This window comes from Polaribacter sp. OB-PA-B3, assembly GCF_054589375.1.
Map to the genome: position 1 here is coordinate 151,980 of NZ_BAAIIX010000005.1, position 15,889 is coordinate 167,868.

Annotated in this window: 13 protein-coding genes; 1 reads left to right on the forward strand and 12 read right to left on the reverse strand. The window is 29.7% G+C overall.

Annotated features, from left to right (window positions below):
* Positions 1 to 59 precede the first annotated feature (59 nt).
* The 9 genes from ACYPV9_RS10720 to ACYPV9_RS10760 all read right to left on the reverse strand — a co-directional run bounded on the left by ACYPV9_RS10720 (position 60) and on the right by ACYPV9_RS10760 (position 12,901).
* Entirely contained in the window at positions 60 to 1,061 is a 1,002-nt protein-coding gene (locus ACYPV9_RS10720; protein WP_299061494.1) for a N(4)-(beta-N-acetylglucosaminyl)-L-asparaginase, read from the reverse strand.
* A 136-nt stretch (positions 1,062 to 1,197) separates the two neighbouring features.
* Positions 1,198 to 3,735 carry a T9SS type A sorting domain-containing protein gene (locus ACYPV9_RS10725; RefSeq protein ID WP_459743606.1) on the reverse strand — a complete coding sequence of 846 codons (2,538 nt, stop codon included), beginning with the start codon at positions 3,733 to 3,735 and terminating at the stop codon, positions 1,198 to 1,200.
* A 104-nt stretch (positions 3,736 to 3,839) separates the two neighbouring features.
* Positions 3,840 to 4,592, reverse strand: coding sequence for a LytR/AlgR family response regulator transcription factor (locus ACYPV9_RS10730; protein WP_299061500.1), 753 nt, complete (start codon positions 4,590 to 4,592; stop codon positions 3,840 to 3,842).
* A gap of 3 nt (positions 4,593 to 4,595) precedes the next feature.
* Positions 4,596 to 7,421, reverse strand: a complete 2,826-nt coding sequence (locus tag ACYPV9_RS10735; RefSeq protein WP_459743608.1) for a sensor histidine kinase — start codon at positions 7,419 to 7,421, stop codon at positions 4,596 to 4,598.
* Between the two features lie 485 nt (positions 7,422 to 7,906).
* On the reverse strand, positions 7,907 to 8,854 hold the full coding sequence (locus ACYPV9_RS10740; RefSeq protein ID WP_459743610.1) for a glycosyltransferase family 2 protein: 948 nt from the start codon (positions 8,852 to 8,854) through the stop codon (positions 7,907 to 7,909).
* A gap of 214 nt (positions 8,855 to 9,068) precedes the next feature.
* The gene (locus ACYPV9_RS10745) at positions 9,069 to 9,875 is read right to left on the reverse strand and encodes an enoyl-ACP reductase FabI (protein ID WP_299061508.1); all 807 of its coding nucleotides are present in this window, start codon (positions 9,873 to 9,875) and stop codon (positions 9,069 to 9,071) included.
* Between the two features lie 23 nt (positions 9,876 to 9,898).
* Entirely contained in the window at positions 9,899 to 11,551 is a 1,653-nt protein-coding gene (gene recN / locus ACYPV9_RS10750) for a DNA repair protein RecN (RefSeq protein ID WP_459743612.1), read from the reverse strand.
* Between the two features lie 64 nt (positions 11,552 to 11,615).
* On the reverse strand, positions 11,616 to 12,233 hold the full coding sequence (locus ACYPV9_RS10755) for a hypothetical protein (protein ID WP_459743614.1): 618 nt from the start codon (positions 12,231 to 12,233) through the stop codon (positions 11,616 to 11,618).
* 170 nt (positions 12,234 to 12,403) lie between these two features.
* Entirely contained in the window at positions 12,404 to 12,901 is a 498-nt protein-coding gene (locus ACYPV9_RS10760) for a hypothetical protein (RefSeq protein WP_299061515.1), read from the reverse strand.
* A 264-nt stretch (positions 12,902 to 13,165) separates the two neighbouring features.
* Here ACYPV9_RS10760 and ACYPV9_RS10765 point away from each other — a divergent pair, with 264 nt between their 5' ends.
* A complete protein-coding gene (locus tag ACYPV9_RS10765; protein WP_299061517.1) occupies positions 13,166 to 13,390 on the forward strand; it encodes a helix-turn-helix domain-containing protein in 225 nt (74 codons plus the stop codon).
* 11 nt (positions 13,391 to 13,401) lie between these two features.
* On the opposite strand, the gene porD is transcribed toward ACYPV9_RS10765, so the two are convergent.
* The 3 genes from porD to ACYPV9_RS10780 are packed head-to-tail and all read right to left on the reverse strand — an operon-like array spanning position 13,402 to position 15,881.
* Positions 13,402 to 14,292: a type IX secretion system protein PorD gene (porD, locus tag ACYPV9_RS10770; RefSeq protein ID WP_459743617.1), complete on the reverse strand. Its 891-nt coding sequence runs from the start codon at positions 14,290 to 14,292 to the stop codon at positions 13,402 to 13,404.
* Between the two features lie 57 nt (positions 14,293 to 14,349).
* Entirely contained in the window at positions 14,350 to 15,561 is a 1,212-nt protein-coding gene (gene coaBC / locus ACYPV9_RS10775) for a bifunctional phosphopantothenoylcysteine decarboxylase/phosphopantothenate--cysteine ligase CoaBC (RefSeq protein ID WP_459743619.1), read from the reverse strand.
* Complete coding sequence (locus tag ACYPV9_RS10780; RefSeq protein ID WP_299061522.1) at positions 15,561 to 15,881, reverse strand: DNA-directed RNA polymerase subunit omega; 321 nt, start codon at positions 15,879 to 15,881, stop codon at positions 15,561 to 15,563. Before ACYPV9_RS10780 ends, coaBC begins: the two co-directional genes overlap by 1 nt.
* Positions 15,882 to 15,889: the final 8 nt, after the last annotated feature.

Genomic DNA, 15,889 nt, shown 5'->3' on the forward strand with positions numbered 1-15,889 from the left:
AAAAACCGAAACTTAAAAGTTTCGGTTTTTTTTATCTTAAATTTTAAATCAAAAGAAAACTATGCTTTCTTAATATAAGAACCAGACGCTACATACGTTTGTTTATCTTCTTGATATTTACTTACTCCGAAACCAGGATGAATGCAATAACTACCAAATTCTCCTTTTTTATTTAAAGCTACATATCCAACTTGAAAGTTTTTATAATTCGGATTAGAAGCTACAATTCTATTTACACCTTCTTCGCAAGCCTCTTGTGGCGTTCTACCTTGTCTCATCAATTCTACAATTAAAAAACTTCCAACTGTTTTTAAGACTTCTTCTCCCATACCTGTTGCAGTTGCGCCACCAATGGTATTGTCTATAAATAAACCAGAACCAATTACTGCAGAATCACCTACTCTACCAGCCATTTTGTAAGCCAAACCACTTGTAGTACAACCACCAGAAATATCACCATTTTTATCAATTGCCAACATACCAATCGTATCATGATTTTCGATATTGATAATAGGTTTATATTCTGATTTTTCTTTCCATTTCTCCCATGCTTTTTTTCTTGAAGCCGTAAGTAAATTTTCTCTAACAAAACCTTTAGAAACCGCAAACTCTTCTGCTCCTTTACCTGCCAATAACACATGCGGCGTATCTTCCATAACTTTACGCGCCACAGAAATGGGATGCGCAATATTTTCCATACAAACTACGGCTCCGTAATTTCCATCTTTATTCATAATACAGGCATCTAAAGTTACATTTCCGTCTCTATCTGGTGTACCACCTTTTCCTACCGTTGTGTTGTTTACATCTGCCTCTTCTACCCTACAACCTTGTTCTATTGCATCAATTGCAGTACCGCCATTTTTTAAAACTTCCCAAGCAGCTTTTGTGGCATTGTGAAAACGCCAAGTTGCCACAACAACAGGTAAAACAACTTTCTCTTCTTTATTAGTAGTTACATCTTCTTTTATGGTTTCTTTACATGCTACTAAAGATGAAGAAACTGTTGCAATACCCAAACCCGTTACAGATGCCTTTTTTATAAAATTTCTACGTTTCATTAAAATAGATTCTAAAATTTCTACCAAATATAACAGAAATTAAAACTTAGTGTTGTTAGCTTTTTCTTATTTTGAGTAGAATAATAAAAAAAGCGCCCACGAAGTGAGCGCTTTTTTTAATTAATATAACATCAATTTAGTCCTTAAGGAACTTCTTATTTATAGTATTGTTATTGGTTTTTATTTGAATTATGTACAAGCCAGTGCTTAAATTATATACTTCTATACCATTATCTATTGTATTAACTTGTTTTACTAGTTGTCCGCTAATGTTGTAAATAGTAAGGCTTTCAACTTGATCTGTAGACTTAATAAATAATTTATCATTTACAGGATTAGGATATAATTTTACTGAATTTGTACTTAAAAAAACATCATCAACACTTAACGTAGAACTGTACTCATAAGCACCTAAATCAATAGTAGAATTAAATACTCTGTCATTACCAGCCACATCTAAATCACCAAATAAAGCTACATCATAATAAACATTATCTCCTTGATCAATAACATAATTTGAAGCTGATGTTGGCTTATATTCAGTATCTAAATTTAAATTATCTGTTGCCGGGTCTAAAGTGGTGACGTTGGTAGCAGAAAATGTGCCTTTAGTTCCGGCGTCTGATGATACATTTGCGATGGAATTTCTAATAAACACGTCGTAAGTAGAATTCATACCATTAGAAATGTCTCTAGTAGCTGCTGAACCATTAACAGTATTCTGCCAAAAGATAGAATTATTAACACTTAGGTTTACACTTCCATTACCTGATGCCGTAATAGAATTGCCATAAGTACCATTATAATCATTATTAACAAACGTACTATTATTAATTACAACATCTAAAGTACTTCCGTTATTCCAATCTTCTCTGTAAATATTTAATGCTGAAAGATTAATATCGTTATCTGCTACCAATACATTTGCCCAACGTGTAAAAATATAACCGTTTGTACTATCAGACTGTATGTAAACCAATCCCATATTTACAATGGTGTTATTTATAAATTTAGTATTTTCAATTAGTAATCCTTGATTAAATTTTCTAATTTTTAGTAAATATCCATTTGAATAATTACTTCTGAATACAGAGTTTTTAATTTTTAAGTTATTAGTATTTAAATTATTTGGTATAAATATGACACCGTTTTCTTCTACTCCACCAGATTGTGATGTGTCGTAAATGTTTTCAAAAATAATCCCATCAAAGGTCACGTTACTTGTTCTTAATTCAAACAAACGTTCTGCATTATCTGTTTTGTTGGATGAGAAATCTCCATCAATATCATCGCCATTAATATCTCCCGTAAAAATAGTTGCATTTGTGGTATGAATAGCTGTTAAGTCTCTATCTGCAAGGGTCATTTCTGTTCCTGCAAAACCACCAATAATATCTACTCCGTTTGTACTAATAGCTATTGGTGAATTTTTATCCGCTAGAGTATATGTTCCTTTTGCTACCCAAACAGCATCATTTAAATTGGTAAGTGCTAAAGCATCTGTTACACTTGTAAAAGCATTTGTCCATGAGCTACCATCGTTGGCTCCTGTAGCATTTACATCTACATAATAAATTGCTGGTATACAATTTTCACTATAACTTGTTTGACTATCTTTAGTCCAACCTACTTTGTACTGACCGCTGTTTGCTGGTGGTGAAAAGCCTGCATCAACTTGAATACATGTTAAACTTGCATTACTATACGCTTTCATGTATCTGAAGTTGCTATTATTTCCGTTAGATATTAACAAGGTTTCCAATGCACTATTTTCATGACAAAACAATTCATCAATATTTGTATTTAAACGGATGTCTAAACTTTTTAAGTTATTGAAACCAACATGCAAACGTTTTAAAGATAAATTGTTACTAACATCTATAGTGATTAAGCTATTATTAGGTGCATCTAAACGCGTTAAATTGGTAAAAGCTTCAATACCTGTAAGGTCTGAAATACCAATACCGTCCATAATTAACTCGGTTGTTGCTTGTGCCTCTGCCATTGTTATTTTAGCATCTCCATTTAAATTGATATTGTTATCGCTTACTAAAAAGTTTTTAAAATTATCATCAGGAATGTTTACTTCTTGATTAAGCGCAACACAATCGACACCATAAATTGCTGAGTTCCCTTTAGTCCAACCTTGACTGTAAATTCCTTCATCTGCAGGCGGTGTAAAACCAGCATCTATTTGAATACATGATAAACTATTTCCATAGGCTTTCATATAGCTAAAGTTACTATTATTACCATTAGCTATATTTAATTGATATAAAACACCATTGTTATGGCATTGAATATCGGTAATTAATGTATTTGCACTAATATCTAAGGTTTCTATTTGATTATTAGAACAGTGTAAACGTGTTAATGCGGTGTTATTACTTACATCTAAAGCTTTTAAATTGTTACTATAACAATCTAATCTAGTAATATTTACAAAAGCTTCTATACCTGTTAAATCTGTGATTGATAAGTCATTTATTAATAATTCACCCGAAAATGCTTGAGCTTCTGCTACAGAAATTTCAGAATCTGAATTTGTATTTATTGCTACATCTGCTAATAAATAGTTTTTAAAATTAGCGTCTGGTATGTTTACGTTTTGAGCATAAGCCGAAAACATTCCAAAACATAAGCAGGCTGTAAATAAGAGTAATGTTTTTTTCATTGTAGTTAAGATTTTGTTATGATTAATCAACTACAAAACAACGATATGATTTAGGGTTTTTAATTGGCTTTTTTCTGAATGATTGGAATTTCTTTCTGAAACAATTACAAAAACGTTTCCTTAATAACTTCTAGAAACTGATCGCGTTTAGATTTTGAAATAGGAATGCGTTTTCTATTTGTCATCAACAAATAATCGCCATCGTCTTTAACCAGTTCGTCTACATATTTTAAGTTGATTAAATACGAACGATGACATTTAAAAAACATCGCATTACGTTCTAATTGCTTTACAAAATGCTTTAGCGGTTTGCAAATAATTTTTTGTTTGCCATCTATAAGCTGTACGTTGGTGTACATGCCATCGGCTTCAAAATAAACAATGTCATTATGAGACGCAAACATGATGCCTTTAGGTATTTCTAATGCAATCTTGTCTATAGATAATTGCTTCAACGAGTTGCGTAAATTGTTTAATTGGTCGTTTAAATTGTGAGCTTTTATAGCTTCTTCTGCTTTTGTAACCGCTTCTTTTAGCTCAAAAGTATCAACTGGTTTTAAGAGATAAGCTACTGCCGATAATTTGAAAGCTTCAATTGCGTATTGATTGTATGCTGTAACGAAAATAATTTTAAAATCAATTTGATTTGGGAAGTATTCTAAAATATCTAATCCTGATTGATTTGGCATTTCAATATCTAAAAAAACAACATTTGGTTTACTAGTTTTAATTAATTCTACACCAGATACTAGATCATGCGTCACTTCAATACTTGTAATACTTGGGCAATGTTCGTTTAATAAGTTTGATAGTAAGTGTCTAGCGCGTTTTTCGTCATCTATAATTATTGCTTTCATATTTTAATGTATTGGCATCGTAATAACCACTTTTGTACCTGCAGCTGCGTCGTTTTCGTCATACAAATCATTGGTAGTTATGGCTATGTCACGTTTTAATTTATTTTTATAAAGGTGCACACGTTCTTCATTGGCTTTGGTAGCAAAGGGTTTGTGTTGTTGGTTTGGTCTCTTTAATATTTCAGATTGTACTCGACCAATTCCATTATCTTCAACAGTAATTTGCAATTTATTATGCTGAATTATTTTCGCTTTAATATACAATTTTCGGTCGTTTGATTTATGTAACAATCCGTGTTTTAAAGCATTTTCAACATAGGGCTGAATGAATAAAGACGGTACGTTAATCTGTTTTGTTTTTAACTGATTATCAATAGTAATCTTGTATTCTAGTTCATCTTCAAAACGGATTTTTTCTAGCTCTAAGTATAGTTGTAATGCGTTAAACTCTGCTTCTAAAGTGATTTCGTTTTGCTGACTGTAATCTAAGTACATGCGGATTAATCGACTAAACTTAACTAAATACGAGCTCGCCAATTCCTTTTCATTCGAATTGATATAATCTTGAATAGAATTTAAAGCATTAAAAATAAAGTGCGGATTCATTTGAGATCGCAGATTCTCCAATTTTAAATTCGTTATTTTTTTATCGATTAAAATTTTATCAATTTGAGCAATACGTTGTCTTTCTTTTTGTTGTAGTCGCCATGTAAAATATAACCAGATAAAACCTATTATTATTACTATTACTAAACCATAAAACCAATACATTTCCCAAAATGGTTTACCTATAATAAACGTTATAGGTGTTGCAAAAACAGCTTTTTTTGCACTTACATTCTGAGCTTTTAACTCAAAAGTATACGTGCCACTAGGCAAACTATTAAAAGTAACAAAATGTGTGTTTAAAGATATGTTTTGCCAACTTGTATCTAGTTCTTTAACTCGATATTGGTAGTTTACTTGTTGATTAGATTGAAATCCGTTTGAATTGAACGAAATATCAATTTTATTTAAATTGTACGGTAGTTTATATTTTGTTGCAACTAATGTATCGCGGTCGTTAATTTTAACAGCTTCTAACCTAACCTTGGCTATTTTAAATGCTTTGAACAACTTAACAGATTTTGGTAGCACATAAAATGCTTTAGGTAAGCTTACAATGATTTGATTTTGAAGTATTAAAAAATCATTAACAGCTGTATTAAAAACATCATGTCCACTTAACGATTTAAGCTGATTTATTTTTGTATTGTATTGAAACAACCCAGCATCGGTTGAAATCCATAACACTAAACCATCGGTATAAATAGCGTTAATTTGATGATTTTTAGGAAACTTTATTCCTGATGATTTTAGCGTATTGTTTTCGTATTTTAATAATCCGTTGTGTTGCGTTGCAATCCAAACTGTTCCGTTGGTTTTAGCTAGTGTATTAACCAGTAAACTTTTAGAATTGAACGTGATTTCTTCTGCATTAAATGTTTGCGTATTGTATTTGTACAGTCCGTCGATGTACGATACAAATAGGTGATTATTAGAAACCACTGAAGCTTTTACACGACTTTCTTTTAGAATTCGTTTTTCAGGATGATTAAACGGGTTTTTATAAACAATACCTTGACGATAATTACCATAAAACATAGTATTATCATCAATTTTAGAAAATGCTTTTGCAACTGAAAACTGGTTATTTGCATCTAAAATTTCATCATTTTTTAGATTAACTACAAAAGATTCTGAAGCATTAATGCTTACTATTAGTTTTTCGCTTTGTGAATCAAAAAAAAGTTTCCCGATGATTTTTTTTCCTGGCAATTGCAGTGTTTTTATTAACTGATTTTGATTGTAAAACAGTAATTTACCATCATTGGTTCCTAAAATAAATTGATTGTTTTGTAACGCTACAGAAGTTGTTATTTTAGAGTCGATACTTGATAATTCAACATGACGAATATTTAAGTTTGGCGACACAAACACACCATTATCTAAAGTTGTAAACCAATAGTTGTTATTAAAGTCTACTTGAACATCGGTAATAGATTCTGTTTTAAAAAGTTGTTCTTTAAAAGTAAACACTTTATTTTCAAAACTATAAATAAACACACCAGAACTTGTTAAAAACCAATAGTTGTTTTCGATATTTACTACATTATAAATGGTTTCATTTTTTAATCTTGTAGGCGTTAATACCTTTTTTGACGTATTATTTATTTTATCTATTCTATAAATGACATTTTCATTAGAACTTTTATGTGTGAAAAAAATAGTGTTTTCAAAAGCAAAAATTCTTGGTGATTGTATACGATTACTACTTGTAATTTCTAATATTTTTATTTTTGTATTATTATCAAATTTGTATAATCGATTACGCACTAAATCACCTTCAAAATTGATTATAAACGTATAGTTACTTCTTTTATCTTTAGCATTAGTAATACACATACCTTTAAATAGTTTGGTAACTTGCTTTGTTTTTTTATCAATATCAAAAATGCCAATAACAGTAAATAAACGTATACTATTTTCTAATATTTCAAAATTTGCTAATTGTCCTTTTACTAATTTACTAGCGTCATAAAATAACTTTAAACTATTGTTTTCAACATAAAAGAGCTGTCCGTAAATATTGTTACACCAAAGTCGGTTTTTACTATCAAACTTTAACTGAAAAAGAGAATTTCCTCTTTGTTGAGGACTACTAAAGTGTTTGTAGTTTTTTCCGTTGTAACGGAATAAACCTTTATTTGCAGCAAGCCATATGTATTTTTGGTTATCTTCTGCAATATCATAAAACTCAACATCTGGAAGATTTGAGATTTTAGACATGTTAACAGAAACTGGATTTTGAGCCGTCAAAAAAGAGACCCAACAAAACATAAATATGTATTTAAAATAATACCGCATAACTATCTATTGACAAACTTACTATTTATGCAATTAATTATGAGTGAATTTTTCTGAAAGTGAGTGTTTTTTTTCTAAACATGTAAAAACGTACACAATAACCTAAGACGTTTTTCTACTATCTCTTTGATTCTGAAAAATTTCAGAAATACTTACTAACTTATAAAACACAAAAATGGTGGATAACGAGTTAATTCTTGACTAATAGCTTTTAATACGTTAATAATTGACATCATAAAGTAAAAAATTATTAATTTAAAAAGCACAACTCACAACCACATATACAAGAAATAGCAGTTTAATCGCTTGATCAAAAAAACTTATTAAATTAAGAGACAGTTATAATCCGAAAAGAGAGTGTATAAAATTAGCTTATTTCTATAACACAAAAACACTAGCGAAATCTCTTAAAGAAATTTAGATTTTAAAAACCCAGAACCGTAACCATAAAATTGGGTAAAAGAAGTTACAATACTTAAAAATGCAACTTTTATACTTTTGCTTTGAAACAAAGAATCTAAAAATAGTATACCTAAATAAAGGCTGTAAAAGTATAATAGTTGTGGGTAACCAAAAAATATAGCAATAATACTTACATCTAAACCTATTATAAAAACACTAGGAAACCAATAGGTAATTTTAGCAGTTTTTGGATACTTTTTATTTAAAATAGGTCTTGCTGTACCAAAACCAAAGGTTTGGTTAAAAAATTGACTAATAGTGCTTCTACGTTTATGATATACAAAGGCATTTTCTATTAGTTGAGTTTCAAAACCATTATCCCACAGTCTAAAAGTTAAATCGATGTCTTCGCCATTTTTCATTTTAGAAAAACCTTGTGTTATTTCAAAGGCTTTTTTAGACAAACCAAGATTAAAACTTCTGGGCTGAAATTTACCTACACTTTTTTTCTTTCCTCTAATTCCGCCAGTTGTTAAAACAGACGTCATCGAATAATTAATGGCTTTTTGTACATCTGTAAAACTTTCATGCGCTGCATCGGGTCCGCCAAATGCGTCTGTAAAATTACTTTCTAAGGCTTTTTTTACAGCTGTTAAATAACTTTTAGGTACAATTACATCAGAATCTAGAATTATAAAATAGTTTCCGGTTGCTTTTTGCATTCCGAAATTTCTACTTGCTCCTGCACCACTATTTTCTTTAAAATAATATTTTAAATCTAACTGATTGGTATATTTTTCTACAATTTGTTCGCTTTTTTCTGTTGAACCGTCTTCGATAATTAAAATTTCGAAATTGTTAGAAAAATCTTGTTTGGTGAGACTTTCTAATAATTCGTCTACTTCTTTAGGACGATTATAAACGGGAACAATGATAGAAAAATTAAGATTCATGATATTATTGAAATGTATGTTTTTGTAAATGTAGAAAAATTAAAAAAGCTGAAAGTTCTTATTTCTAAAAATTTTCAGCTTTTAAATATGCTTATTTTTTTTTATATTTCTAATTGCTAGCAAAAAATTCTAGCCCTGATTGAGCGGTATGTTTGAGCTCTTTTGAGGCACGAAAAAAGCGAGTAGCGAAAGCAGGAAATAGCTTCTAAAAAAATTACTCGAATTTACTCATAACCGCATCGCTTACACCCATGTTAGAGAAACCACCGTCGTGAAACAGGTTTTGCAAAGTTACTTTTTTGGTTAAGTCTGAAAACAGAGAAATTGTATAATCTGCACATTCTAGAGCAGTTGCGTTACCTAACGGCGACATTTCGTCTGCGTATTTTATAAAACCATCAAAACCTTTTACTCCGCTACCAGCAGTTGTTGGCGTTGGCGATTGCGAAATTGTGTTTACTCTAACTTTGTGATCTCTACCAAAGAAATACCCAAAACTACGCGCAATAGACTCTAAATAGGCTTTATTGTCTGCCATATCGTTGTAATCTGGAAACACTCTTTGTGCAGCCATGTACGTCAGGGCAACTATACTACCCCATTGGTTCATGGCGTTTTTGTTGTACAAAACATTCATTGTTTTATGAAAAGAAAGTGCAGAAACATCCCATCCTTTTGTAGTGAAATCGTACTTTGGATCTGTGTAATGCTTGCCTTTTCTAACGTTTACAGACATACCAATTGAGTGCAAAACGAAATCTATTTTTCCGCCTAAAATCTCCATAGATTTTTCTACGAGATTTTCTAAATCGTCCATAGAAGTAGCGTCTGCCGGTATAATTTGGGAACCAGTTTTTTCTGCTAAAGCGTCTAATTCTCCCATTCGCATTGCAATTGGTGCGTTTGTTAAGACAAACTCTGCACCTTCTTCATGCGCTCTTTCTGCAACTTTCCAGGCAATTGAATGTTCGTTTAAAGCTCCAAAAATAATACCTTTTTTCCCTTTTAGTAAATTGTACATATGTATAAAAATTTAATGCTTTTTTAATTTAGTAATTCTTTTGCATGAATTAATGCCGATTTTGAAATATCTTTACCACTTAACATTTCTGCAATTTCTTTAACACGCTCTTCGGCTGTTAATTGTTTTAAATTTGTAGTTGTAACACCATTAACTTCTGCTTTATATACTTTATAATGACTGTTACCTTTTGCTGCAATTTGTGGTAAATGTGTAATTGCAATTACTTGCATATTCTTGCTCATTTGCTGCATTATTGCAGCAATTTTATTAGAAACTTCTCCTGAAACTCCGGTATCTATTTCATCAAAAATAATAGTTGGTAATTGTGTATTTTCTGATAAAATTGTTTTTACAGACAGCATAATTCTAGATAACTCACCACCGGAGGCTACTTTTTTAAGTTCGCCAAAGTTACCGCCTTTATTTGCTGAGAATAAAAATTCAAGTTCGTCTTTTCCGTTTGTAAAATAATTTTTAGTTGGCTTTATTTTTATTGAAAAACGAGCGTTTTCCATACCTAAATCTGCCAATAAAACTTCTAATTGTTTATTTAGTTTTGGTATTGATGCTGTTCTTGCTTTTGTAATTAAACCTGCTACTTTGTCTAATTTTTCTGATACAGAATCTATCTCTTTTTGTTTCTTATTTATAAACTCGTCTGCAGATTCTACTGCAACTACTTTTTCTGAAATTTCTTCGAAAACCGCTAACAACTCTTTATTAGAGTTTACCAAATGTTTTTTCTGTAAGTTGTACAACAGTTGCAACCTATCATTAATTTCTTCTGCTTCATTTGGATTAAATTCTACATTTTCGTTTGCGTCTTCTAATTCTGAAACCACATCGTCAATTTCTATTTTTACTGATGTAATTCTTGCAGATAATTCTTGATATTCTTTAGAAAACAACGCTATTTTAGACAAACGATTGTCTAAGGTATTTAGCAAGTTTTGGATACCAATTTCTTCGTTTATTGTTAGTTCTAAGGCTTCTGCTAAATTGTCTTTAATCTCTTCTATATTGTTAAGCTTTTCTAGTTTTTCTTCTAAAACTTCTTGCTCATCAACCTTTATCTTAGCGTCTTCTAACTCTTTAAACAAATGCAAATTGTAATCGTACTGTTTATTTGCTTCTTGTTGTTTTTCTTCTAATTTTAGAAGCTCTCTTTTTAGTTTACTTAATTGTGCAAAACCTCTTTTATAAGATGCTATTCTCGGTGCGTTTTTTGCCAAAGCATCTAATATCGAAAACTGAAAATTAGTATCAGACAATTGCATTGTTTGATGTTGCGAATGTACATCGATTAGTTTTACTCTTAATTCATTTAAAACCGATAAAGTTACAGGCGTATCGTTTATAAAAGCTCTAGATTTACCAGAAGGTAAAATTTCTCTTCTAATTATCGTTTCTGCTTCGTAGTCTAAATCTACTTCTTCGAAAAAATCTTGCAAGTTGTAGTTAGAAATAGCAACTTTGGCTTCTACAATACACTTTTTTGAAGTGTCTTTTAAAGATGACAGATCTGCTCTGTTACCTAAAACTAAGCCCAAAGCACCTAATAAAATAGATTTACCTGCACCAGTTTCTCCTGTAATTATAGACAAACCCGAAGAAAAATCGATACTTAATTGATTGATTAACGCGTAGTTATTTATGGATAATTGTGATAGCAAATTCTCTAGATTTTAAAAGATAAAATTAGTGAAAATTAACTATACCTTAAAAATTTTAAGATAATTATTCAAGTTCTTTAAAACCTTCTTTTCTAAGGTAAGGCCATATACCATACCAATGTCCTTTACCATAAATTAATAACGATTTTGACTTCTTAGCGCTTAATACTTTTTTTATTGCTACGCTATCCCTAAAAGAGTTAATACTATAAAAGCTATTTACTTTTTTACACTTATATTTTTCGTTAAATTTTGTTTTCATATCACAATCACTCAAAATAATTTCTCCATAAATATTTTCTTGAGCATTTATTAATTCAGTCATTGAAACATCTGCATTTATGTCTAATGAATCTAAACCAATTAATGAGTTTGTTTGAGATATAAAACTACTGTTTTTGTAGTAATTTGGTAACGATTTATTATTATCGTCTGTTAAATCATTTATCTGAAATCTACCCAACATTTTTCTAAACTTTCGTAATTTGTAGAATAATTCTTTTTGAGTAGCTGAGTCTAAATCATTAGTTAAATAATTATCTTGTAATGTTATAGATTCATAAAACACAGTGTAATTTTCCTTTTTTAAGGAATCTATAACAGATTTAACTTGTGTAAAATATGATGGTTTAGCAACATGAACCATCGGTAAATAAATAATAGTATCATTACCTCTATTCATTACTCTTAAACTATTTTCTACATCTTTGGGAGTAATGAGAGAAAGAATAGTTTTACCACAGCTTATAAAGCTCACTAGAATTAATAAAATAATTATTTTTTTTAACATAAACTTTTAACAATAGGAAAAGAGGTAATTTTTAAATATTACCTCTTTTAGAATATAAATTATTATTGGGCAGCTAAAATTATCGGCACTAAGATTACAGCAACTCGAATTACTTCGTCTACATAACATCCGGCTTTACACCATCCCCTACCTTTAATTTTTGAACCATCTTCATTGGTAAAATCTTCTTGACATTTATCTTTACAATCAGATATATCAGATAAAAATTTACCCGATTTAGATTTATAAGATCCATCAATATTTAGAGTAATATTATCCTCAATTTTTTGATAGAATTCTTTTTCTGTTATTGGTAATTGTTTTAAAATATTATCTGAAAAAGTAAAATCTAAATAATCTTCCTCTTCATCATTCATTGTAAATTCTATTTGCCCAACCAAAGTAGTATTAACCTTAGACTTATATTCACCATTTAATTTGAATTCGACATCAACAACTTTTGTCAATATTTTTGAATTGTCAACTGCGTCTTCATTAGAACAAGAAAATAAAATTATTGTCAAAGACAATAAGTATAACTTAATTAATATTTTTTTCATTTTTTTAGAAATAAATACCTAGAATTTTTAAAAGTATCCATTTAATTAACATCTTATAACTATAATATTTATATCGCTTCTTATAGCAGAAACCTAAAATTGCAATTTTATACAACAAAGATAAATAAGAAATAATATCATGTCAATATTTAAAAAGTTATAAATTATTACTTTTAAGAATCACTGAATTCAGGGATTGTAAAATCTAAAAAATAATATTATTTTTGAAAAAAAAGATTAGTGTTAAAGAAATAACAAATTAAAATGGGATTAGAATCAGATATTGAAAAAAAGGTAAAAGGTATCATTAGTAAAATTAAACTTTTAAGAAATAAAAAAGAATATTCACAAGAATATGTAGGTGATAGATTAGGAATAGGACAAGTTGCTTACCATAAATTAGAAAATGGCAAAACAAGTCTTAAAATTGATGTGCTCTTAAAACTTGCTGTAATATTAGAGGTTGAAACTAGTTTTATTTTAAAATAGATATATAATTTTTAATCTAGCTTTCTCCACTTAGAATTATTATTGGTAGAAATTTTTCGAACAGTTTGTATAAGACGTTGTTTATTTCTTGTTTTGGTATCTTCTGAATATAGATTTACAATTTCATCTGCTTTCGCATCAAAAAACAATCTAATTAAATAATTACCAACTGTTTTGTTGTAAATACTTTCTAACGCAATTACACTATCTTCTATACTTTGTTGTGCAGAAGCTTTTGCACCTACAAGATTATCAAGTCCGTTTCTATGATAATTGTAAAGTATATTTCTGTAAGCTTTTAATTTAGGCGATATTAAATTATCTATTAATAAATATCTATTTTGTTGACCAACAACATTTTGCCATGACGATAAACCACTTTGTTGCGCTTGTAGCATTACATTTTGCGCTTCTTTTAATTCTTTATCACCAGCAAACTTGCCAAATGTATCTGCATCTACACCAATAATTATATTTGCATAAAATACAATGGTAGAAATTAAATTACTATCAAAAGCATTTTTATTATAAATTAAAGGATCAAACTCGTTGTATTTAAAATTGAATTCGTTGTCTTTAATATTTAATACAGGTGAAGGATAACTAGAATTAAAAACGGGTCTAGATGATTGTACTTGTAATGTGGCTGTAAAATTATTATTATCTCTAGAAGTGATAATAATTGTCATGGCACAATCGATACGTTCTTCTGGTTTTACAGTTCTATCTGTCCATTTTGTTTGATTGATGTACTCACTTAAAGCCCTTTGTAAAGTAGTAAATACTTGCTTGTTAGAACCCGCAATTTGATCTGAATTAACGGTTACCAAACAATTTAATTCTTGTGCAGTAAAAGTTATTACAGTAAAAAATATAAAAAGTAGTGATGTTATTTTGCGCATACTCAAATTTAGATTTTTTATTAAAAGAAAGCAACAATTTGTAATACTATTAGAACCTTATTTAAGAATTCTAGCTACTATTTCATTCATAATATCTTTTGCTACTTCTACTTTAGACTTTAATTGAAATGATTTTTCATTTAAATCTTTATCAATTATCGTTACTTTATTAGTATCTGTTGCAAAACCTGCACCTTTATCTTGCAAAGAATTTAATACAATTGCATCTAAATTCTTTCTTTTTAATTTGCCTTTTGCATTTTCTAGTTCGTTATTAGTTTCTAATGCGAAACCAACTAAAAATTGCTGTTTTTTAATTGCACCTAAAGAAGCTAAAATATCTTTTGTAGGAGACAACTGAATGTCTAACGTAGCATCTTTCTTTTTTATTTTCTGATTGGCAGTATTTTTTGGCTTATAATCTGCAACCGCCGCAGATAATATAGCAATATCGACATCTGAAAAGTAAGTATGTGCCGCATTATACATGTCATCCGCAGAAACAACATCTATTCGTTTTACTAAAGAATGAGAAATTTTTTGATGACTTGGACCTGAAATTAAATAAACTTCTGCACCTAAATCTGCAGCCGCTTTTGCTATTGCAAATCCCATTTTACCCGAAGAATGATTTCCAATAAAACGTACCGGATCTATTGCTTCATAGGTTGGACCAGCTGTAAGTAATATTTTTTTACCCTTTAATGGTAAATTCGATAAAATATCGTTTTCTATAAATGATACAATATCTTCTGGTTCTGCCATTCGTCCTTCTCCTACCAAACCACTAGCCAATTCGCCAGAAGTAGCAGGAATTAAAATATTACCAAAACTTTGAAGTTTATCTAAACTTTCTTTGGTTGATGGATGCTTGTACATATCCAAATCCATTGCTGGTGCAAAATAAACCGGACATTTAGCAGATAAATAAGTAGCAAGTAAAAGATTATCGCAAGTACCGTTTGTCATTTTAGACAATGTATTTGCTGTGGCAGGCGCAATTAACATATAATCTGCCCACAAACCTAAATCTACATGATTATTCCATAATTCATTTTCATCTTCTTTAGAATAAAAAGTAGAATGAACAGGGTTTTTAGAAAGTGTAGAAAGAGTTAAAGGTGTTATAAAATCTTTAGACGCAGGAGTCATAATAACTTTAACTTCTGCGCCTAATTTTATAAATAAACGAACTAAACTAGCCGTTTTATATGCTGCTATACCTGCAGTTATACCTAAAAGAACTTTCTTATCTTTTAAAACAGACATTACTCTGTTTCTGGATTTCTATGGTATACTTTTTCGTTTAACCATTCTTCAACTGCCATAGCTGTTGGTTTTGGTAATCTTTCATAAAACTTAGAAACTTCTATTTGTTCTTTGTTTTCGAAAACTTCTTCTAGAGAATCGTTATAAGTAGCAAACTCATCTAATTTATCTACTAATTCTCTTTTTAAATCAGAATTAATTTGATTAGCTCTTTTTGCTATGATAGATATTGCCTCATAAATATTTTCTGTAGGCGCTTCAATTTCATTTTTATCGTAAGTAATAGTACTTAACGGTGCTTTTGTATCTTTATAATCCATCTTAAATA